The organism is Pontixanthobacter sp., assembly GCF_049682855.1.
Taxonomy (GTDB): Bacteria; Pseudomonadota; Alphaproteobacteria; order Sphingomonadales; family Sphingomonadaceae; genus Pontixanthobacter.
The window spans coordinates 128,038-149,138 of record NZ_JBAUIK010000002.1 but is presented as its reverse complement, the minus strand read 5'-3'; the positions used below and the strand labels follow the sequence as shown (position 1 = coordinate 149,138).

Genomic DNA, 21,101 nt, shown 5'->3' with positions numbered 1-21,101 from the left:
GATGGACAACGTGAAGCAGCAGTTTAGTCCACGATGCTCTGTGCCGTTGCCATCAGCGCCAGTTCGTCGAAAATGGCATTCTCGCTCCGGCTCGCGGTGTTGCGCCAGCTTTTGGCGGTATCACCGTTCAGCAGGACACCATCCCAAGACAATAGCAATACTGTCGGCGTGCCTTTGATATCCTCCACCCCGAACCGGCTGGCAATATCCAGATTATGTCCATCCCCGGTTTGGGGGATCCCCACATTGACATAGACCAGCTCGTACTGCGCATCGGTGAGCGTCTTGAACCGCGGCGTTTCCATCCACCCGGCAAAAGCGCGGCTGTCGTGGCACCAATTGGCACCCAGAACCAGCAGCACGTTGACCGTGCGCTCTGCCGCCCGGGCAAGAGCTGCATCCACAGCGGCATTGGCATCATGCGATGTGTCATAGATACGCGCTTCGGGATGGTCCGCGGCCTGTCTTGTCAGCGATGGCGCGCTCGGACCGGTCGCAGCGCAGCCGCCCAGCACCAGCGCGCCCGCCGCCAACAGGAAGGGTCCGCTCTTCATCGGTTTTGATGCTCCGCCCGGGCTGCCACGGCTAGGCGCTGCAAACCGGGAATACCGACTTCAAGGGCGTCCTGAAATCCGCTCATCACTGCCAGGCGCGGATCACCTTCCGCCATCATCTTGGCGACAGTTGTACCGGTGGGGTCAAGCCGCGCTTTTGACAGCCACGCCGCGATTTTCGGGTTTTTCGACCACGCCCCGCGGTTCATGAAATTGGTCAGCATACCCAGCGGATAAGTGTTGGGCGTATCGGTCAGCGGGGAGGGGATACCAAGCGCGTTCTTTTCCTCATCAGTATCGAAAGTCACCTCAAGGAAAGCGGTGAGCGCCGCGCTCAGCGTTACCAGCGGCACATGGATCGGTTGCAGAACAACCGTATCACCGCGGAATTGCGGACCGTGGACGCGGCTTTCGGTAAACGGTACGGCGGTCGCTGTACAATCGATAAACAGCGCATTATCGGGTACGGTTTCCTCGCCATCGGCAAAAACCATGCGGCCAGGCGCGACCGCGGAAACGCGGCCCCGGCGGATGACATGTTTGATTGTCCGCAAACGCTCCACTTCGCCTTCGGATATGGTGGCATAGTGGAACATTTGCGGTTTCACACTCTCGTCAATGCGGAGCATGTAACCATCACGGCCAAGAATTTCGAACATATCATCGCCGGTTTCAGCTTTGCCAGCAGCGTTCAACTGCGCGATCATATTGCCCACCACACCTTCGAAGAAGTCAGGGCCCGGCTGGGTGTATTTGCGGTTAATCAACCAGCTGTCGCGCGGGCAAACCCAGCTGATCTGGCCGGGATCGATCCCTGCCTCCAGCAACCACACACCGGCATCCATTGCTGTCTTGCCAGCACCAACGATCACATAGTGGCCGGGCAGATCATCCCCGCGCATCCACAATTTGGGGAGATCGCCGGGAATCGCCAGCGGTGTATTTTCCGCTACATCATATTGCGGGCTGTGCGTTGCGGGGACGGATGTTTTGTAGAATGTTCCGTCAATCACTTTGCGGCGAATTTTGACCTTTGTTTCTTTGCCCGACAGGATCGATTTGAACGTGCCGACCATACCGTCATCCTTGCCGAGATATTTCGACAGGGGATGATAGCTGACCCGCCCGCTGGGCAGGAAACGCCGGTTCATCAGCGTTTCGAAATAGGCAGAGATTTCGGAACCGCCCGCCAGCGGAAACAAGCCCTTATTGGGCCCGTGATCGTCCACCACGTCACCGCCAAACTCCATCGAGTTGACTCCGTAAAAGGCGCTCGGCTGGTGCAATGCGACGAAGCTATAGGCATCGTTCCAATGTCCGCCGGGTTTGGCATGCATATCGACCATTGTGACATGGCAATCGGGGTCTTCATCCAGCAGCGTGTCGACAAATGCCAGACTGACCGCGCCAGCGCCGATTACGAGATAGTCGGTTTCAAAATCGGTCAAACCGGATTTCCTTTTATATGATTGCTCAGCCCAGAACCGCGGTGTCGTGTGTGTGCGGGTCAAATGCGGTCGCTTCACCAGCTTCAATGGCAGCGGCTTTGGCTTCCACCAATTCTACAATGTGATCGAGCATATCGTCCGATTGCACGGTATGGTCGGTAACGCCGGACAGATAGACCATATGCTTGCCGCTGCCCCCGCCGGTCAGACCAATATCGGTTTCGCGCGCTTCGCCCGGGCCGTTGACGACGCAGCCGAGGACCGAGAGCGAGAGCGGGGTCTTGATATGTTCGAGCCGCGCTTCCAATGCCTCGACCGTGCGGATCACGTCAAACCCTTGGCGGGAACAGCTGGGGCAGGATACAACGCGGACGCCTCTGGTCCGCAGTCCGAGCGCCTTGAGCATTTCAAAGCCAACCTTAACTTCCTGTTCTGGTTCTGCCGAGAGCGATACGCGGATCGTATCGCCAATCCCGGCCCACAGCAGGCTGCCCATCCCGATTGAGCTTTTGACCGTGCCGCCGATCAATCCGCCCGCTTCGGTGATACCCAGATGCAGCGGGCAATCCACCGCATCGGCCAGCCCGTGATAGGCGGCAACGGCGAGGAATACGTCGCTCGCTTTCACTGCGACTTTGAATTCGTGAAAATCGTGATCTTGCAGCAGTTTGATATGGTCGAGCGCACTTTCAATCAGAGCTTCGGGGCAGGGCTCGCCATATTTTTCGAGTAAGTCCTTTTCCAGACTGCCTGCATTCACGCCAATACGAATCGCGCAGCCATTGGCTTTGGCGGCGCGGACGACTTCGGCCACACGCGCACTCGATCCAATATTGCCAGGATTGATCCGCAAACACGCAGCGCCAGCATCGGCAGCTTCCAAAGCACGTTTGTAATGGAAGTGGATATCCGCCACTATCGGGATACGCGCGGCTTTGGTGATTTTGCCGAACGCTGCCGTGGCTTCCTCTGTTGGGCAGGATACGCGGATGATGTCCGCGCCCGCATCTTCGCACCGCTGGATCTGGTTGAGCGTTGCCACCGCATCTTCGGTCGGCGTGTTGGTCATGGTCTGCACAGTGATCGGTGCATCGCCGCCAACCGGAACATCGCCGACCATGATCTGGCGGCATTGGCGGCGTTCGATTGTCCGCCACGGGCGAATGTCATTCATTTTGACTGCTCGTTTCCTTGCTGCAAGTGACACATGAAAAAATGTCCTAACGCAAATATTTGAAAAGGTCACACCTGCCGCATTTACGGTTTGAGTGGGCAATATTGCCACGCACCCATATGGCGGCTCTTGAGCGGTTTTGCGAGATCAAACATGCGCGCAAAAATATCGGCGCAGAAACATTCAGGACGCGATTCAACACGCCAGTCAAGATCGGGAAGGAAAACGGGTGACGACAATGCGGCTAAGCGGCTTGCGATCCGCAGCTCGCAGCCCGCATCCCGCTAAGCCGGCAAAAAAGGCTCTGCTGCATTAGAAGCAGCAGAGCCTTTATCTATCATGTCAGGACCAACCAATCTTTCCTGTCGCTGGCTGTCTCACCAGCGGAGCAGCGGCGGCAATGCATAGCGCCCGATAATTGCGCCAACCACTACCGGCGCGGCATGCCACAGGCCAAGGTGGACGACACCGTCGATCGGGCATGCCAGACCGTAAGCGACCGAGCCCAGGGCGGTTGATGCCACACCGATATGCAAACCGGCGATATTGGGCGAAACCGGTGCCCCCTTGCGCAGCCAGTAGATCAGCGCGCCTGCGGTGAGAATTGAAGCGATCAGGCCGGATAGGAAGCAGGTCAGCCCGTAAGGGTCATCGAGCGCGGATATGCCGTGATCGTGGCCGGCCAGAGTGATGAACGCAGCCAGCGGCAACACTGCCGCCATTGCCATCGCCCATTTGGGCCCGTCATGGCTATTGCCGACTCGCGGTGTGGCCATTTTCAGCACGCTGTTGGCGCTCGAAACGCCTAGAATCAACAGCAGCCCATTACCGATAATGAAAAATGGCGATGCCTGTCCGTTCATGATTCCACGCCAAAGGCCGTCAAACACCTCGACACCCAGAACTGTGATCATGACAGTCAGAGCGACAAGGATTGCGCCATCGCGGAACTTGATCGCGCGCACAGGCTGCAAGTCTGCGGCCATCTGTTCGATCAGCGGATTGGGGGCGGCCCTTTTCCGGTCGGGTGTCATATCTATTCTGCCTTCTCGATTAGCGCGGACATTTTCTTCAGGCCGCGATGTATATTCACTTTCACGGCAGATTCTGTCTGACCGCTTTTATCGGCTGCTTCCTTGATCGACAGGCCTTCAATCTTGACCATAGCGATCACTGCCGACTGCTTCTCTGGAATTTGGACAAACAGACGCTCCAGGCTCATCCGCGCCAGAACCGCCTCTTCATCGCTGTCTTCAGCCGCATCGAAATCTTGCAGCGTATCTTCTTCGTTGCGGTACACTTTACGCAAATGATCGATCCACCGGTACCGCGCAATGGCAGCAAGCCAGGGCATGAAAGGCCTGGCTGCGTCATAGGTGGCGCGTTTATTGTGCACTGCCATCAGCACTTCCTGGACCAGATCATCCAATTGTGCAGGCGGGCAGCGGCGGCGAAAATACCGTTCCAGCCACAATTGCACTTCGGTAAGAAGGACAGTGTAGGCCTGTGCATCCCCCTTTTGCGAGGAGACCATCAGCCGCGCCATTGTTGCTTCATCTGCTATCATCGGACCCTCCCACTCCGTCAGGGTTATGTCTAAGAACCGGGCTGCGTCACAGTGCCTTTCGGTTAACCGCGCAATTTGGTTACAGCGGCGTCCAAAGAAAACATCCCTGCCCCGCGAGAGATCAAAACCAGTGCCATTGCAGCCCATAGACTGTGGACCGCCCACCACGCTTCGGGAAAGACGAAAATCTGGATGACCATCGTCATGACCAGCAATGCAGCCGCGCCAAAGCGCGTGGCAATGCCGAGTACGAGCAGAATGGGAAAGGCGTGTTCCGCATAGGTTGTAAGCGGGACCGCGATTTCGGGCGAAAGGCCGGGCAGGCCGAATTCTTCAAACAGAAAATACTGAGTCTCGTCGATTTCCAACGCGGTTCCCTCCAGCACTTTGGTCCTGCCCGATCGCCAGAATACGCTGGCCAAAGCCAATCGGGTGAGCAGCAACGCAAAACTTTCCATCATGCGCCCGGAAAGAAATCCGGTGGTCCGGTCGTATAGGTGAGTAATGCGCTGCATGGCTCGTTTCCTGCTGTATCGCGGCCAGAACCTAGCGGCGGATTGGCTTTAATGAGCCGTTGCCTTTGGGTGTCTTGATCGTTTCGCAGGTACCCTTGGCGACCAGCGACCAGGCGTTACCCTGATAATCGCGCGTTGATGTACCCGCACAGCTTGTACCTGGCCCTGCTGCGCAATGGTTTTTTCCGGCCTTGGCAACGCCGTAACATTTTTCTTTCGCGCCGCTTTGCGCTGCTGCCGGGGATATGGTCAGGCCGGCTGTGACACTTGCTGCCAGAGCGAGACCGGCGATGCGGGCTACTGAGTTCTTGTTCATCCTTATTCTCCTTGATGATCGCACTATCGCAAATCCTCAGAATGGCTCTGCGATTGGCCCGGTATGTGCCGGGAACATCATGGAGTTCGGCGGTGACCGGCGAAGCGTTACACATTTGCGCAAAGTTTTATCTTCAAGACGATCTGTAACCTTTTCCCTGGGCCGCCGAACAAGCGGGTGTCCCATGCGGACATGTGCAGAATAAAACGAAACCTGGACGAGACTGTTGAAACGGCATGAGACTGTTCAGGCGCTGGCCGGCGGGGAGCCGGGATCAGCGCAGAGATATGGCTGAATTGGCCAGGCATCCGTCTGGCCGGTTTTTGGCGGCCTGGTGGTTATCCAACCCTCCCCCACACACCACCGGGCCGTCATTACAAACAAGGACGCTTCATGAGCAGTATCGCATCTTTTTCCGGGTTTGGGTTGGGTCTGCGCCGTCCACATTATGAACATTTTCTGCGCGGCGATGTCCCGGTGGATTTTGTCGAGGTCATATCTGAAAATTTTATGGTCGATGGCGGCAGCGCGTTGCGCACACTGGAAGATATCCGCGCGACAATGCCGGTGATTCTGCACGGTGTATCAATGTCCATCGGATCGGCGCACGGGCTGGACTGCGAATATCTCGCGCGGCTGGAAATGCTGGCGAACCGCATCGATCCGCTGTGGGTGTCGGACCATGTATGCTGGACGCGGACCAGCGCGCATAACAGCCATGATCTCTTGCCGCTGCCTTATACGGCAGAGGCGCTGGATGTGGTGTGCGACAATATCGATCATGCGCAGGAAACGCTGGGACGGCCGATGCTGTTTGAAAACCCGTCCAGCTATATGGTGTTTCCCGAAGATGATATGACCGAATGGGAATTCATTTCCGCCATGTCTCTGCGCAGCGGGTGCTATCTGCTGCTCGATATCAACAACATCTATGTCAGCGCGCATAATCACGGTTTTTCTGCTGATGACTATATCGCCGGGCTTCCTGCGGACCGCGTGCGGCAGGTACATCTGGCCGGTCACACTGATGGCGAGATCAAAATTGATACGCATGACCAGCCAGTATGTGACGGCGTATGGCAGCTTTATACCAAAGCGCGCCTGTTACTGGGCGATGTTGCTGTCATGATCGAGCGCGATGGCGATATTCCGGCGATAAGCGAGTTACTGACGGAGCTGGGCCGCGCACGGACTTTGGTGGACCCGCCGGCCCAGCACGCGGCCGCTGTGCAGTGGTAGGCGCGCATTCATTGGCTCAGCGCCAGCGGGACATCATGGCGCATGTGCTGGAGGACGGCCGCGCATTGCCCGGTGGCTGGACGGACAGCCATGCTGCCGGTCTGGATATCTACCGCAATACCTACCGTGCACGGCTGGTCGGCGCCTTGCGCGAAACCTATGAACGCACTGCGAAATGGGTGGGTGATGACGGCTTCCGTAAGGCTGCGGCGCATCATCTGATCCACAGCCCGCCCTGTGGTTGGACTTTGGATGATGCAGGCCACGGCTTTTCCGAGATTTTGGCAGAACTATTTGCTGATAATCCCGAAGTGGCAGAGCTGGCCTGGCTCGAATGGGCGATGCACCGGGCCTATGTGGCGGCTGATGTCCAGCCGATGACAGCAGCAGATTTTGAGCGGTTGGCAGCATCTTTCAGCGAGGATGACTGGGGCGCGCTGCGGATCGTTTTTCTGCCTGGCACCGCCCACCGCACTGTCCGGCATGACATCACTGCGCTGTGGACGTATCTTGACCATGATAGTGCCGGTGATCATGCTGGCAGCAATGATGCGGTCAGCCATCCGCAGATCGCACCGATCGACCCCGCGAGCTTGATCCTATGGCGCGAGGGCGAAAAGCCGGTATTTATGGCTGGATCTGAAATGGAAGGCCAGGCCCTGCAATTGGTAACTGGCGGCGCGTCTTACGGCGAGATGTGCGCGTTCCTGCTCGATAGGCTGGGCGAAGCTGCCGCGATTGCAGAGGCCGGGGCGATGTTTGGCCGCTGGCTGCATAATGGTTTGATTGCCTCTGTCTCCCGATAGAGTGCAGGGCGTAAGCGTTCGCCGCGCTTGACCTTTGGCCGCCAATGCCGCTCTCTGCCTTCACCACAGGGAGATGATGCGTGAGCGCCGAGCAGCCTTTCGAATTACGTTTTGCCAAACCCAGCCTGCGTATGCGGTTGATGGAATGGATAATTGCCAAACGCGGCAGCGATTTTGGCGATGCGCAAGCGATCAGGGCCAGTGTTCCCATTCGCAAACCCCCGCGCGATGCGCCAATGCCGGGCCGCTTCAATGCGCGCTTTCAGGTTGAACATTGGGAAGCAGAAGGGCAGGCGGTGGTCACCCTGCATCCCAAAGCGGGCAGGGGTGAGTGGCATATCATCTACTGGCACGGCGGCGGTTTTTTTCTGCCGATGTTCAAGGAACACTGGCCGCTGGTGGCAGCGATGGCCGAACATACCGGCGCGAGTATTTCCGTCCCGCTTTACAATGTTGTTCCCGAACATGATTATCATCCGGCCAACAAGCAGGCGGACGCGGTGTATGAGAAAGTCGCTGCCGAATGGGGTGACGATAAAATCGCGTTAAGCGGTGACAGTGCGGGCGGCAATATGGCGCTGTCGCTGGCCTTGCAGCGGCGCGATGCAGGCAAGTCTCTGCCCGCTAAGCTCATCCCCTTCGCGCCCTGGCTCGATATGGGTTTGAGAGATCCGGCAGCCCGGGCGATCAATGATGTCGATGTGATGCTGGATGTGGACAGCATTATTTTACTCGGACGCTGGTGGGCCGGGAACCGCGGCACCGACCATCCCTATGCCAGCCCGCTATTCGCGGACCTGGCGGGCCTGCCGCCCATCGCGATTTTCCAGGGGCGGCATGATCTGTTCGTGATCGACAGCCGTACCTTTACCGCCAAAGCGCGGGCGGCAGGCGTGCCGGCCCAGCTGTATGAATATGAAGGCAGCCCGCATGTCTATATGGCGCTGACCTTTACGCGCGAGGCCAGGGATACATTCGCCGTGGTAAAAGCGTTTCTGGACGCATGATCAATAGGCGAAACTCTCGCCAACCATCGCTTGGGATATGTCCCACAGCCGTTCAGCCTTGACCGGATCGAGCGCATAGGACCGGACGCTGCCATTTGTGTCGGTATCATCCACCTTGGCAATATGACAATCCTCCAAATAGACGCCGCCGGTACCGGCAAGTTCGGCGGCTGTGGCGGCGTAGCAGGTGGTGGCCGCGCCTTGGGGGATCGTTTTCAGCTTGGGCCCATCGCCGCCTTCGGACTTGAAACGCGCCATCATCCATTTCATGTCATCGTCAGTCATATGGCGGCCAAGATTGGTCATTATCCCGCCGGGATGCACAGCGTAGGAATGGATACCGTGCTCAGCGAGACTTTTCTCCAGCCCGACGGTGAACTGAATATTGGCGGTTTTTGACTGACCATAAGCGGCCCATTTTTCATAGTCGCGATGGTCAAAATGCGGGTCATCATGATCCACCTGATCGAGATGGTGGCCGCGGCTGGACAGGTTGACGATGCGGGGTTGGTCCCCTTTCTTAATAAGCGGAATGAGCAGATTGGTTAGCAGGAAATGGCCGATATGGTTGGTCCCGAACTGCATTTCAAAACCGTCCGCTGTTCTGGCAAAGGGGCAGGCCATTACACCTGCATTATTGATCAGCAGATCGATCCGGTCAAAACGGGAGGCGGCGGATTTGGCGCATGCGCGGATGCTGTCCAGCGAAGCGAGATCGCACAGGATCGTTTCGACCAGAACGCTATCGCTGCCTTCCCTGATTGCGGCTGCGGCCTCACCCAGCTTACCCGGATCGCGCCCCGCGATAATCACCTGCGCTCCCTTGGCGGCCATAGCGCGGGCGGTTTCTTGGCCCAGACCCGATGCACCGCCAGTGATAAATGCCAGTTTTCCTGTCAGATCCTGGCCTTCAAGAACGTCGTCAGCGGTGCTGGCCGCGCCAAAATTGCTCATAATTCACTCCTGAACAGGCGGTTATGGATTCAGTCTCAGCTCGTACAGAAACTCTGCGTCGCGCTGCTGTCCGACCCAGAAACCGATATCCGCAATTTTTTGGAAACCGTAGCGTTTATAGAACCGCTGTGCACCGTAATTCTCGCTATAGACTGACAGTTGCACCGCATCGGCGGCATGTTCACGCGCCTGAGCCAATGCCCAATCGGTCAGCGCGGCACCGATGCCCTCCCCCGTGCGGCCGGGGGCAGTGTAGAGCTGATACAGGCCCATTGGCCTCTTCGCGTCTGAATATTCGGAATAGCCGCTTTCAATGGCGATTTTGCAATAGCCGATCAGGCCGGTGGTGTCCTCTGCCAACCGATAGACGAAGTTGGGTTCGTGAAAATCACCGGTAACGCCGCTGACCGAATAGACTTGCTGCAGGAAGCGGGCGAGATCTTCATCTGAATACAGATGCGCAAATTTTTCGCAAAAACTGGTGCGGCCCAGTTCTGCAAGGGCGGGTATGTCTTCCAAAAAAGCGGGGCGCAGGATCATTACCCTGCGCCCCTACCTCTATCGGTCCCTTGTTGTGAAGGGCCATTCCAATGCGTTTATTTCGCTTTGGGTGCCGCTTTGCGCGGTGCAGGCTTTTTGACCGGTGCCTTAGCCGGTGTTTGGGCCGGTGCTTTAGCCGATGCCTTTGCCAGCGCATCACCGTCCATTTGCTCCAGCTTCCTGGCTGCCCAATCGCGGCCACCAAGACCAAATGCGAGCGAACCGGCAACTGCGCCGCCAATAACCAATGCGCCGAATGCCATATCCACGATCTCTTCGCCCACACCCATGAAACGCAGGCCCATAAATGTGAAGAGGAGGATCGTCGCATAACGCACTATGCCAGCTGCGGGGCTGGCATCGCTGGCCCCGCCAACGATACGGGAAAGCAGATTGGCAATCAGGAAGCCAACCCCGATCACGACCGCACCAAACATCACGCTGCCGCCGAGTTCAAGAATCTGGTCCAGAATAGCGGTCAATTCAGGGAAGCCGAGCAGTTTCGTCGCAGCAATGGCAAAGAACAGAATAATCGCGATCTGTACGATCCGCGCAATGACATTGGATGCGCTGGTGCTTGCTGGAAGCAGTCCCATCGCATCAACCGAGCGATCAATGCCGAGGCCTGACAGCAAATCTGTCAGAATACCGACGGCGAATTTGCTGATCATGTACCCAACGCCGAGCAAGATACCCGCAGCGATAATGTTGGGAATTGCGCCCAAGATCATGCCAAGCATTTCGGTCGCGGGAACCGAGATGGCGGCGATGTTCAGCACGCCCAGAGCGCCTATGGCCACTGGAATGGCAATCAGAACGTAAACGACAGTCCCGATGGTCCTGCTGATAGTCGTGTTCCCGGTAACATTATCGACGCCGCCCTTGTTCGCCCATTTGTCCAAATCAACAGTTTGCATCGCTGTGACGACGATATCGCGCACAATACCCGCCACCATCAAACCGATAAACAGCAGCAGCCCCGCGCCAATAAGATTGGGGAGCAGACCCATCATGGTGTTGAGCAGATTGTTGATCGGTCCAGCAACACCGTCCAGCTCAAACACCTGCAGTATGGCGAGAAGCCCGAACAGCCAGATAAACAGCGACACGATTTTGCCCAGCGATTCGCCCACGGACGTACCACCCGATGTGCCGCGCTGGAGAAGAGAAATCTTGTCGACAAGTTTTGCAAATGTCCATTTGGCAGCTTTCGCAAGCAGCCATGTGACAAATAGGATCGCAAGCGCCTTCGCGCCGGTCAGGGCGAGATTAAGTGCTAGCTCCTGATCAAATTGATAATCGCCAAGTGGCATAAGTCTAATCCCCTGAAGTTCGTGCGTGCCGTCATTGGCACCATATTGATTTGCGCGTAACACCTTGCTGGTGCGTATTGTGACAAATGCATCCGAATGCCGGTAAAGTGCACCATTTAACGCAGAATTGCACCCCTATGAACCACCATTTTACATTTTTGGCCGCATTTTTCGCATTGTCCTTAGCGACATTATCATCATTTGTCAGCGCCGAAGATGGAAATAGGGCGGACACAGGCGATTGGTCCATTGCGGTGCATGGCGGCGCGGGCACGATCGACCGTGGCGCAATGACAGCGAGGGAGCAAGCCAGCTATAAGGCAGCACTTGCGGCTGCCTTGGATGCCGGGTCAGATGTTCTCAAGAATGGCGGCACAGCGCTGGATGCTGTACAGGCGGCGATTGTGCCGCTGGAAGATGACCCCAAATTCAACGCCGGTCGCGGGGCGGTATACACTTGGCAGGGCACGAACGAGCTGGACGCGGCCTTGATGGATGGCGAGACACGCCAAGCCGGTGCGGTGGCTGGCATCTCATCAGTGAAAAACCCCATTCTGCTGGCCAATGCGATCATGCGCGATGGCCGCCATGTGTTCCTGAGCGGCGCAGGTGCGGAAGAATTTGCGGGCGATGCCGGACTGGAGCGGGCTCCGCCAGAATGGTTCGCGACACAGCGCCGCTTAGAATCGCTGGAACGGATGAAAGCGCGATTATTGAGCGCAGCGGATGTGGATCATAAATTTGGCACTGTTGGTGCAGTCGCGATGGACCAGGACGGCAATCTGGCGGCGGGTACGTCTACCGGCGGTCTGACCGGCAAACGCTGGGGCCGGATTGGGGATGTGCCGGTGATCGGTGCGGGTACCTATGCCGATAACCGGTCCTGCGCCGTGTCTGCTACGGGGACAGGCGAATATTTCATTCGGGTGGGCGTGGCGCAGGAAATCTGTACACGGCTACGCTATAGGTTCCGCGCCGAAATGGATAAAGCGCAAGCCGCCGTTCCGCTGGGTGAAGACGGTATGGCGTCTTATATGGTACATGCCAGCGAGTTTGGCCTGGCGGGCGATATGGTTCAGGAAGAAGTCGATGCCGTAATGGCGGAGGTGAAAGATCTTGGCGGGTATGGCGGTGTTATTGTCGTGACGCCCGATGGGCATGCAGTGTTCAGCTTCAATACGCAGGGCATGTATCGCGGCCGCGCGACAAGTGAAGGAATGAATGAAGTGGCGATCTTTGCAGACGAGTAAGGCGATACCTTCCTGATGCCTGTTCCGGGCGCGGCGATTTTCCTGAACAGGCCGCCGCTGTCAGCAGCTATGCCTATCGCCGGGCCCTATCATCTTGCTATGCTTTGGATCACGCGGCCCACTTGCGCCAGTACATCAAGCGAAGCGGGGTCCATTGCGGCATGGGTGCCCCGCGCGCGGTAATAGGCCGCGAATGTCAGCGGCGCGTGTGACGGCGGTTCGGCAAACCCGATATCGACATACAGACTGCCCATGCCGGGCCAGATCGATGTGCCAGTTTTGTCGCCTGCACGCCATGTGTCTGGCAGACCCTTGCGGACCCGGTCCAGTCCGGTCGGCGTATCGACCATCCATTGCTTCAAAATGCTCCGGCTGTTTTCCGGCAATGCATCACCATAAAGCACCGTCGCCAGCGTTTGGGCCATTGCGCGGGGCGTTGTTGTGTCGCGCATTTCACCCGGCGGAACATTGCCCAATTCAGGTTCCATCCGGTCAAGGCGGCTGGTTTGATCGCCAAGCGCGCGCCAGAACCGTGTCAACCGCGCTGGCCCGCCAAGCCGTTTCAGCAAAATATTGGCCGCAGCATTGTCGCTATATTTCTGAGTGTACTCGGCCAGTTCGCGCAGGCTGGCACCCTGTTCCAACCGCCGCGTGGTGAAAGGGGAGACGAACATGAGATCGTCTGCGCTCCAGCGGATTTGCTCGTCAGCATCAATTGTTCCGGCGGCATCCAACTGCAAAACCATCGCGGCGAGCGACAGCTTGAAGGATGAACAATGCCCGAACCGCATAGCGCCATTATAGGTCGTGATCGCGCCGGTAGCCGTATTGAGTATTGCCGCACCTAACGTGCCCTGCGCGCTCGCTTCAATGATCCGCAGCCTTGATGTGATCCGGCCGGTTGCGCTGGTATCAAGCGGGACACATGCCGAAGCCAGCACGGCCGATGATCCGGCGAGGAACTGGCGGCGATCAGGCATCATGCAAATTTATCGGCTTTGCGTTTGCCGAACCGCATATCGGTTTCCAGCCGCGCGCGGAGCTGGGCATAGAATGCCTCCAGAAAGGCGCGCTCATCACCTGCTCCTGGGTTCCAACCGATTTTGCGGCAGATAGTTTCGGCAACTGCATCAATCGCCTCCGGCTTATCATCGCGCAAAACCCGTTCCAGCACTTGCAATTCATATTCGCCATAGACGCACAGTTCGCTATCGCCGAATATGTACTGGACGCCGGTGACCGCACTCGAACCGGCGGCGGCTGCGCCCTGGGTAGACAATGTATCAACCAGCGTGTGCTTGGGCGCATCAACGACCCAGGTTCCTGCGATAACGTCTCCTGCGCGCATCGCATCTTTGTTGAATAACGGGAATAGCAGGAACACCAAAAACCACGCAGCGGCTGCCCATCCCGCCAGTCCGCCACTGCCCGACGGCGCGCTGAGTATCAGTACCAGAGGCACAAAAAGCTCTATATCGCGCAGCAGATTGCGCGCCACCACGGCTTCGGGGCTAAGCCGGTCGCCATCGCGCGATGCCACACGGACGCCGACTATACGTTTGCCCGGGGTCGCCCCGCGCGGGCCCATTTCGAAGAACATGAAATATCCATTCCAGGTGATAAACCACATAAGCGCCCAGAACACGAACAGAAATTCTGCCGATCCGGGCATACCGTCCAGCCCGGCTTCGACGAATGTACCTGTTGCAATAAATATCAGCGCAACCGTCAGCGTTATGGTGCCCAGCACAAGAAGCAGAAAATCGAGCATCAAAGCGCCCGCACGGTTCGCGCGCGATGCTATTGTCAGAGGCAAGGCGACACCTTCCGGTGTCACCATTACCCGTTGCCGCCTGGCACGCCGTTCGCGCGATTGCTGGGTCAAACGTGCTGCGCTCATGGCGCGGTGCCCGATTTTAAGGTCGTCTCGCGGCCATAGAAAAAGAAATACGCGGCCCAGAACAGCAGCATAAATATGCCGATAGTTGCCCGCGCTTCAGTGCCAGCCAATTGCCGCGGAAATGCTTCCAGCAATGCCGCGAATATCAGCATCATCACCACGCCCACCATCACTTGCGCCGCGCGCTGCCCGCTTTGTGCTGCTGCGGCCAGAATCGATTGTGTGCCCGGAAAGGCCATTTTCCGTCCGATATGCATTCCCGCCGCTCCGGCGAGCAATATGGCGAATAGTTCGGTTGTCCCATGTACGCTCAGCCACGCGGCAAATTCCCACGCCAGCCCCTGACTGTTATACAGCCACAGCATCGCCCCCAGCACCGCCATATTGTGGACCAGCAGCATTAGCGAGGGGATACCAAATGCAAACCCGAGCGCAAAGGCGAGTATCGAGACACCGGCATTATTGGTGAATAGCTGCGCCGCAAAAGCAGACAGCCCCGATGCGCTTTCTTCCACTTTCAGCGTGTCCAGCAATACCTCGCGGCTCGCGCCGGGTACGCGGCTGTCGGTAAACTGGCCCGGGACCAGCCGGAAATACCATTCTGTATCCTGCGCCACCAGCAGCCACCCGGTGACCGCGCCCGCGACCATCACGAACAGCGCAATACAGATGTCCAGCCAGATTGCCCGGATCGCGCGGCTAAGCTGTCCGCCAAGAAATTTGCGCATCCAGGCAAACAGGCCGTAGCGCGGGCCGTACACCTGAAACCAGGCCCGTTGCACCAGCGATTCCAGATACGATAATGTTGCAGCATCCAGCGATGTTTCGCGCGCGACCGCAAGGCTAGATGCGGCCATCCGGTATAAGGCTGGCAGCGCCAGCAAATCCTCGTCGGGCAAGGTGCGCAAACGGCCTTTTTCCAGCCGCGCAAGAATACCCTCAAGTCGCCGCCAGTCGCTCTCGCGCTCAAGCCGGAACCGGTCTGACCTGAGTGCGGCCTGTTCGATCGAAGGCGGCGTTACGATTTCATGTTCGCGATTGAATATGGCGAGTTTGGGCACCTTCATCCGATCGCCCCGCTGCGTTTGATATCAAGGTAGGAATCGATCAGCCGGTACCCGATCTGATCCCACGGCGCTTCGATGATATCAACCCCCATCTGGCGCAGGCGCTGCAACACTATAGCGCGTTGGCGGGCAAGTGTATCAGCGGTAACCGCGACAGCCAGATCATCCACACTGCCCGGTTCGATATCTGCCATGTCCGCTAGTTCTGCGTCTTCGATTGTGACGAAAAGAACCAGGTGTTTTTCCACCAGGCGCCCGACACTTTCGATCATCATTTCCGCCCCGGTTGAATCGGTAAAATCGGTGAACAATATGATCAGTGAACGGCGCTGCAATGCCGCGGTCAGCGATGCGAGAGCGAGCGTGAAATTCGGTTCCTCTGCATGATAGTCAAGACCTGCTGCGGCGGACTGCAATTGATAGAATGCGCGCGTGTCGCCAACAAAGGGCGTCATCATTTTAGGGCGCCGGGCAAACCCGAACAATGCCGCCCGGTCACCGCCTTTCAACGCAACATAGGATGCGGTAAGTGCGGCGGTGACGGCGCGGTCTATCCGTGGCAAACCTGCCACCGGTTCGCACATGGCGTGTCCGCAATCGAACGCGAATACGATCTGGTTGTTGCGCTCGCTTTCATTTTCTCGGGCAAAAAGTTTGGTGTGGCGCGCGCTGGCTTTCCAGTCGATCCGCCGGCGATCCATGCCCGGATGATATTCGCTCAGCGCCTCAAACTGCGTTCCCTCACCGCGTATGCGCCGCGCGATCAGGCCGAACTGCGCGTCGCGGAGATAGTTTTGCAATTCGGGTGAGCGGATTGGCGACAGGTCAGGCCAAATGCGGATTTCTTGATCCAGCACGTGCGTAATCTGCCGCGCCCCTAGCCCCAGCGGACCGGACCAGCGCAGCCACATCTGATCGATCGATGCTGTTCCGCGCCGCGTTGGCACGGGTTCGATTTCGCCATGCCAGCTGTCATCGTCAGTCGAATATGCCAGCTGCATCTGAGCGCAGCCGGTGTCCGCCAACCGCGTGTCCACCTGCAGCACAATTTTCGGCGCAGAGCCTGACGCACGTCCTGCAAACTCAGCGAGAGCCCCGAGCTTCACCGGTTCACCGACTTCGCAATCGGCGGGGTGAATGATCCGCCACGAAACCAGTCGCCCGGCGAGCGTGCCATCCAGCATCACCAGCAACATCAGACTGACTGCGGCGGCTGGAACAATGACCCACGCACCCGGCGCGGTCGCGGCAACGACAATCGCAACCGGGGCGGCCAATGCTGCCAGCCATGCCGTTCGGCCGGTGGGGAGGATGGGGAAGTTCACGCGATAGAGCCTTAGCGTGGTGCTTGCGTGCTTTCGACCAGCCCGTCGACCAGATCTTCCACGCGGCGCCCCTCGATTTCGGCAGCGGGGCTCAGCACCAACCGGTGCCGCAGCACGGATGCCGAAAGGGCTTTGACATCATCGGGGATCACGTAATCGCGCCCTTCCAATGCCGCCCGCGCGCGCGCGGCATTGGCGAGCAGTACCGCAGCGCGCGGGCTGGCGCCGCTGGAAAGTTCGGCATGTTCGCGGGTCGAGCGGATCAGCCGGACGATATAATCGGTGATCTCTCCTGCCACTGTAACGCTCGCAAGGGCCGCACTGGCTTCGCCCAATTTCCTGGGATCGGTAACCGCCGCAATACCAAAATCATTGGCGCGTTGCGGACCGGTTTTATCACCAAAACGCGTGACAATGGCGGTTTCCTGCTCCAGCGTTGGGTAATCGACCATCAGTTTGAAAAGGAAGCGGTCCAGCTGTGCCTCTGGCAAGGGATATACGCCCTGATTCTCAATCGGGTTCTGCGTTGCGACCACCATGAAGCGGTCGGGCAGCCTGTGGGTTTCACCGTCCAGCGTTACCCGCCGCTCCTGCATCGCTTCCAGCAAGGCCGCCTGGGTTTTGGGCGGTGTACGGTTGATTTCATCAGCCAGCAGCAATTCGCAGAAAATCGGCCCCCGCGTCAAAGTGAACTGGCTGGTCTGGAAATTGAACAGGTTAGACCCCAGAATATCTCCCGGCAGCAGATCAGGCGTGAACTGGATGCGCCCAAAATCCAGCCCCAAAGCGGCAGTAAAGCACTGTGCAAGGAAAGTTTTTGCGGTTCCCGGCGGGCCTTCCAGCAGAACGTGGCCCCGACTGATCAGCGCAACCAGTAAGTGATCAATCGTCTCGTCCTGCCCCACGACAGCTTTACCCACTTCGTTCCGGATGGTCCGCGCCATGCTGCGCACATCGGCTAAACTCATACTCATTTGACGATCATCCTTCGGTAAGTCTTTTTTCGAGCGACTTAAGCGCAGCGGCGGCGCGTAACAATTCTTGCGGATTTCGGGCGCTGCGCAAATCGGCGGAGCACTGCGAAAAAGACCGCGCCTCCGGCATGCGTTTAGCCAGCGCCCTGTCAATCGCGGCATCATCGGGTGCGCGCAAAGCCAATGCGACGACAATGCGTTCCCGGATCATTGAGGCATAGGGGCCTTTGAGCAAATGCAAACGCTGGCTGCGCTGAATGAGCCCCGCACTGTTGTGGACCAGACGGGCCTTGCCGAGTGCGATCGCGCGGCCTTCCGCCACGGGTGGGCCAAAGCGGCGGAAGGCCCGCCAAGCAATAATCATCATTGCCAGGGCCAAGCATAGCGTCGCGGCAAGAAATGGCGGAGTAAATGCCAGCGTCAGCAGATTTTCCGATGTTCCCAGACCGTTCAACGTCAGATCGAAAATGATCGGCAGGTCCTCTTCGCCCATCGCCAGGTGGATAATCTGATGCGCCAGATCAGCGCGCGCCAGATCGGCAAAACCGTAATTGTTGAACAGATCCGGTTCGGCGACGAATATTACCGGCCATTTGCCGCCATGATATTGACCGCCAAAAGCAGCGTCATCATAACCGGCATTGTCGTCGCGGTCGATGCGGTAGCCATCATCATCAAATTCCGGTTCTGCGGCTGCCGGGCGCGCGCCGTCCTGCACATAACCCGCCAGAGCATCGCCGTTAGGGTTGGTGACCAGAGGTCGTACATCGCCCCCTCGCAGCGACATTGTCTTATCCGGCACAGGCAGCCGCCCCGTTTTCCCGAGCCCGGCCCACTGTATCTGCTCGCGCGACATATCGGAAATAACGGCCGACATTGCGAACGGACGCTCCAGCTCGGCGATCCAGCCTGGCGTGGATACTCCTGCGAGTGCGACCCAGCCGTCCTGTGCTGCGCCGGTCAGGGACGGCCGCGTCTGGCTGGCAAACCATTTGGGCAAAATCACCAGCGTCGGTCCGGTATAGCGGCGTCCGTTTAGGGTAGAGGTAATGTCCTGCGCATCGGCAAAAGCGGGCGGAGTGAGTATCAGCAAGCCGGTGTCTTTCAGCTTGGCCTGACTGCGTGACAGCGTAACCGAGTGGCCGTCTTCTTCGAGTAGGCGGGCAATCGCTGCATAACCGTTCAGCCCTTTGCCAGCACCATGTGCTGCACCGTCATTGGTACCGCTATTGGTCTGGCCAGTTCCGATGAAATACAGAGCCGCGACAAAGGCGATGGCCCCGAATAGAAGCACCCCGAACACGACCTTTGGATCAAATGGGCGCGGGGCGGTGCCCGGCTGCAAGCTTGCGCCCGTGCGAGCCGCGGCCATGAAGGTCACGGCGGCGTTCCGCGCAAACTTTGCAACGCAAAGTCCGCATAGGCTGCGCGGGCCGTTTCCCAGTCATCGCTGCCCAGCATTTTCAGCGCAAATATGCTGGTTTCGACGCGCTCGGCAATAATGCCGAAGGCGCTGCGCGCTGCGGCGGGCAGAGCAGGCAAAGCCGCGAGTTCGCGCGCAGTGCTCGATGGTTCCACCCAATCGGGACGCGCCGCCGCAATCTGTCCGACGCTGCGTTGCAATAACAGATGTGTCGCTGCATCATAATTGCCCGTAGCAGCCAACCGGTCCGCCTCGCTCAATAATGCCAGTGCCTCACCTTCTTCAGGTGCCCAGTCCTCTGGCTTAGCAGACGAGCGGTGCGGCTGCCGACCAAACACCGGGGCAAGCAATTGCCATAGAATATACACCAGCAGTGCTGCGGCACCGGCCAGCAAAACCCATTTCAGAACCGGCCAGATTGACACCAGTCCTTGACCAATAGGGCCCAGAAATTCTGACAGAAATTCGCCCAGATCAGCCAGCCAGCCTGGCGGTTCGGGCGGCGCAGGCTGTTCAGCCGGGGCATATTGGATGGAACCATCGCTGCGCACATCCTGATAAGAGGATGCGCCATAATGTCCGCTGTTTGCAGAGACATCTGTTGCAATGGGGCGGGCTGCCGTGCTCACCGATCGGTGGTGGCAGAGCGCAGTAGGCCGCGCAAGTCATAGAAGTGACTGGTTATTGCGTTTTTGACCTCTTTTTGAGGATTACCCCACTGGACTGTTCATCCGCGCACACGGGCCTGGCGATAGGAGCCGAGTAAGCGCAGTTCCTTGCAATGAAAGGCGAGCTCCTCCAGCGCGCGGTCGACCGCCGGATCGCCCGGTGCGCCGATGATATCCGCATAAAATGTCGTGGCAGAAAAACTCGTGCCCTTCTGATAGCTTTCCAGCTTGGTCATATTGACCCCATTGGTGGCGAAGCCGCCCATCGCCTTATACAGAGCGGCGGGAATGTTTTTCACTTCGAAGATCAGCGTGGTCATCACGGTCCCCTCCGTTAAAACTGCGGGATCAAGCGGTTGGCGTGACAAAATCACAAACCGCGTTGTATTATCCTGTGTATCTTCGACATTGTTTTCGACAATCTCAAGACCGTAAAGATCGCTGGCCAGAACTGGGGCAATAGCCGCGACGCTTTCGTCGGCGAGCTGCGCAACATGAGCGGCTGCACCGGCCGTATCGGCGAAGCTCAACGGCACCATTCCGCGATCGCGCAGGTACGCGCGGCTCTGCGCCAGCGCGTGGGGGTGGCTGTAGGCCGCCTTTAACGGCCCCTTCGCACCGGGAACAGCCATCAGGGCATGGCGGATATGCAGGAAATGTTCGCCCACAATCGACAAGCCGCTTTCGGGTAGCAGGAAATGGATATCCGCCACCCGTCCGGCGTGCGAATTATCGATAGGGATCATCGCACATCCGGCGCGCCCCTCTTTCACCGCATCAATTGCGTCGGCGAAGCTGAAACACGGCAATGGCAGCGATTCAGGTGCCCATTCATTGGCCGCGCGGTGCGAATTGGCGCCGGGCGAGCCTTGGAAGGCGACAGCCTGCTCGGGCCGGGCAGAGGCCGCCTGTCGCATCTGCTCGACCATTGCGAGCGCGGGTTTGGGAAAGCTGTGCATCGCGCACCGCCTAACCGCGTGATTGCGCCGGGGCAATATGCAAGGCGGATATTCGCAAGCTGGCGCACAATGCCTTAATCGGTGCAGCATGTGCAACAATTG

The 21,101-nt window shown here is 58.1% G+C and carries 22 protein-coding genes; 4 read left to right on the top strand and 18 right to left on the bottom strand.

Annotated features, from left to right (window positions below):
* Positions 1 to 23: 23 nt before the first annotated feature.
* The 7 genes from WA922_RS01090 to WA922_RS01060 form a co-directional block, all read right to left on the bottom strand.
* Positions 24 to 554 (bottom strand): thioredoxin family protein, encoded by a 531-nt coding sequence (locus WA922_RS01090; RefSeq protein ID WP_424769827.1) that lies wholly within the window; start codon positions 552 to 554, stop codon positions 24 to 26.
* Positions 551 to 2,002, bottom strand: coding sequence for a hypothetical protein (locus WA922_RS01085; RefSeq protein WP_424769826.1), 1,452 nt, complete (start codon positions 2,000 to 2,002; stop codon positions 551 to 553). Before WA922_RS01085 ends, WA922_RS01090 begins: the two co-directional genes overlap by 4 nt.
* A gap of 25 nt (positions 2,003 to 2,027) precedes the next feature.
* On the bottom strand, positions 2,028 to 3,176 hold the full coding sequence (gene ispG / locus WA922_RS01080) for a flavodoxin-dependent (E)-4-hydroxy-3-methylbut-2-enyl-diphosphate synthase (RefSeq protein WP_424769825.1): 1,149 nt from the start codon (positions 3,174 to 3,176) through the stop codon (positions 2,028 to 2,030).
* 377 nt (positions 3,177 to 3,553) lie between these two features.
* A complete protein-coding gene (locus WA922_RS01075; RefSeq protein WP_424769824.1) occupies positions 3,554 to 4,210 on the bottom strand; it encodes an NrsF family protein in 657 nt (218 codons plus the stop codon).
* Positions 4,211 to 4,212: 2 nt separating this feature from the next.
* On the bottom strand, positions 4,213 to 4,743 hold the full coding sequence (locus WA922_RS01070; protein ID WP_424769823.1) for a sigma-70 family RNA polymerase sigma factor: 531 nt from the start codon (positions 4,741 to 4,743) through the stop codon (positions 4,213 to 4,215).
* A gap of 62 nt (positions 4,744 to 4,805) precedes the next feature.
* The gene (locus WA922_RS01065; RefSeq protein ID WP_424769822.1) at positions 4,806 to 5,258 is read right to left on the bottom strand and encodes a DoxX family protein; all 453 of its coding nucleotides are present in this window, start codon (positions 5,256 to 5,258) and stop codon (positions 4,806 to 4,808) included.
* Between the two features lie 31 nt (positions 5,259 to 5,289).
* A complete protein-coding gene (locus WA922_RS01060) occupies positions 5,290 to 5,574 on the bottom strand; it encodes a DUF2282 domain-containing protein (RefSeq protein WP_424769821.1) in 285 nt (94 codons plus the stop codon).
* Positions 5,575 to 5,967: 393 nt separating this feature from the next.
* On the opposite strand from WA922_RS01060, the gene WA922_RS01055 reads away from it, so the two are divergent.
* The 3 genes from WA922_RS01055 (at position 5,968) to WA922_RS01045 (ending at position 8,626) form a co-directional block, all read left to right on the top strand.
* On the top strand, positions 5,968 to 6,813 hold the full coding sequence (locus WA922_RS01055; RefSeq protein WP_424769820.1) for a DUF692 domain-containing protein: 846 nt from the start codon (positions 5,968 to 5,970) through the stop codon (positions 6,811 to 6,813).
* A gap of 11 nt (positions 6,814 to 6,824) precedes the next feature.
* Entirely contained in the window at positions 6,825 to 7,619 is a 795-nt protein-coding gene (locus WA922_RS01050; RefSeq protein ID WP_424769819.1) for a putative DNA-binding domain-containing protein, read from the top strand.
* Between the two features lie 80 nt (positions 7,620 to 7,699).
* Positions 7,700 to 8,626, top strand: a complete 927-nt coding sequence (locus WA922_RS01045; protein WP_424769818.1) for an alpha/beta hydrolase — start codon at positions 7,700 to 7,702, stop codon at positions 8,624 to 8,626.
* Here WA922_RS01045 and WA922_RS01040 read toward each other — a convergent pair whose 3' ends face one another.
* Genes WA922_RS01040 through WA922_RS01030 form a run of 3 tightly spaced genes read right to left on the bottom strand, consistent with a single transcriptional unit; the run spans position 8,627 to position 11,433 of the window.
* Complete coding sequence (locus tag WA922_RS01040) at positions 8,627 to 9,580, bottom strand: SDR family NAD(P)-dependent oxidoreductase (protein ID WP_424769817.1); 954 nt, start codon at positions 9,578 to 9,580, stop codon at positions 8,627 to 8,629.
* Between the two features lie 21 nt (positions 9,581 to 9,601).
* Positions 9,602 to 10,120: an N-acetyltransferase family protein gene (locus WA922_RS01035; protein WP_424769816.1), complete on the bottom strand. Its 519-nt coding sequence runs from the start codon at positions 10,118 to 10,120 to the stop codon at positions 9,602 to 9,604.
* A gap of 56 nt (positions 10,121 to 10,176) precedes the next feature.
* Positions 10,177 to 11,433: a mechanosensitive ion channel gene (locus tag WA922_RS01030; protein ID WP_424769815.1), complete on the bottom strand. Its 1,257-nt coding sequence runs from the start codon at positions 11,431 to 11,433 to the stop codon at positions 10,177 to 10,179.
* Between the two features lie 137 nt (positions 11,434 to 11,570).
* Between WA922_RS01030 and WA922_RS01025 the strand changes: the two genes are divergently transcribed.
* On the top strand, positions 11,571 to 12,683 hold the full coding sequence (locus tag WA922_RS01025) for an isoaspartyl peptidase/L-asparaginase family protein (RefSeq protein ID WP_424769814.1): 1,113 nt from the start codon (positions 11,571 to 11,573) through the stop codon (positions 12,681 to 12,683).
* Positions 12,684 to 12,772: 89 nt separating this feature from the next.
* On the opposite strand, the gene bla is transcribed toward WA922_RS01025, so the two are convergent.
* The 8 genes from bla to WA922_RS00985 form a co-directional block, all read right to left on the bottom strand.
* On the bottom strand, positions 12,773 to 13,666 hold the full coding sequence (bla, locus tag WA922_RS01020) for a class A beta-lactamase (protein WP_424769813.1): 894 nt from the start codon (positions 13,664 to 13,666) through the stop codon (positions 12,773 to 12,775).
* Entirely contained in the window at positions 13,663 to 14,583 is a 921-nt protein-coding gene (locus WA922_RS01015) for an RDD family protein (RefSeq protein ID WP_424769812.1), read from the bottom strand. Before WA922_RS01015 ends, bla begins: the two co-directional genes overlap by 4 nt.
* Positions 14,580 to 15,650 (bottom strand): stage II sporulation protein M, encoded by a 1,071-nt coding sequence (locus WA922_RS01010; RefSeq protein WP_424769811.1) that lies wholly within the window; start codon positions 15,648 to 15,650, stop codon positions 14,580 to 14,582. Before WA922_RS01010 ends, WA922_RS01015 begins: the two co-directional genes overlap by 4 nt.
* Positions 15,647 to 16,975, bottom strand: coding sequence for a DUF58 domain-containing protein (locus tag WA922_RS01005; RefSeq protein ID WP_424769810.1), 1,329 nt, complete (start codon positions 16,973 to 16,975; stop codon positions 15,647 to 15,649). Before WA922_RS01005 ends, WA922_RS01010 begins: the two co-directional genes overlap by 4 nt.
* Before the next feature lie 11 nt (positions 16,976 to 16,986).
* Positions 16,987 to 17,943 carry an AAA family ATPase gene (locus tag WA922_RS01000; RefSeq protein ID WP_424769873.1) on the bottom strand — a complete coding sequence of 319 codons (957 nt, stop codon included), beginning with the start codon at positions 17,941 to 17,943 and terminating at the stop codon, positions 16,987 to 16,989.
* 13 nt (positions 17,944 to 17,956) lie between these two features.
* The gene (locus tag WA922_RS00995; RefSeq protein WP_424769872.1) at positions 17,957 to 19,321 is read right to left on the bottom strand and encodes a DUF4350 domain-containing protein; all 1,365 of its coding nucleotides are present in this window, start codon (positions 19,319 to 19,321) and stop codon (positions 17,957 to 17,959) included.
* A 5-nt stretch (positions 19,322 to 19,326) separates the two neighbouring features.
* Positions 19,327 to 20,001, bottom strand: coding sequence for a hypothetical protein (locus WA922_RS00990; RefSeq protein WP_424769809.1), 675 nt, complete (start codon positions 19,999 to 20,001; stop codon positions 19,327 to 19,329).
* Between the two features lie 98 nt (positions 20,002 to 20,099).
* Complete coding sequence (locus tag WA922_RS00985) at positions 20,100 to 20,999, bottom strand: prephenate dehydratase (RefSeq protein ID WP_424769808.1); 900 nt, start codon at positions 20,997 to 20,999, stop codon at positions 20,100 to 20,102.
* Between the last annotated feature and the right edge of the window lie 102 nt (positions 21,000 to 21,101).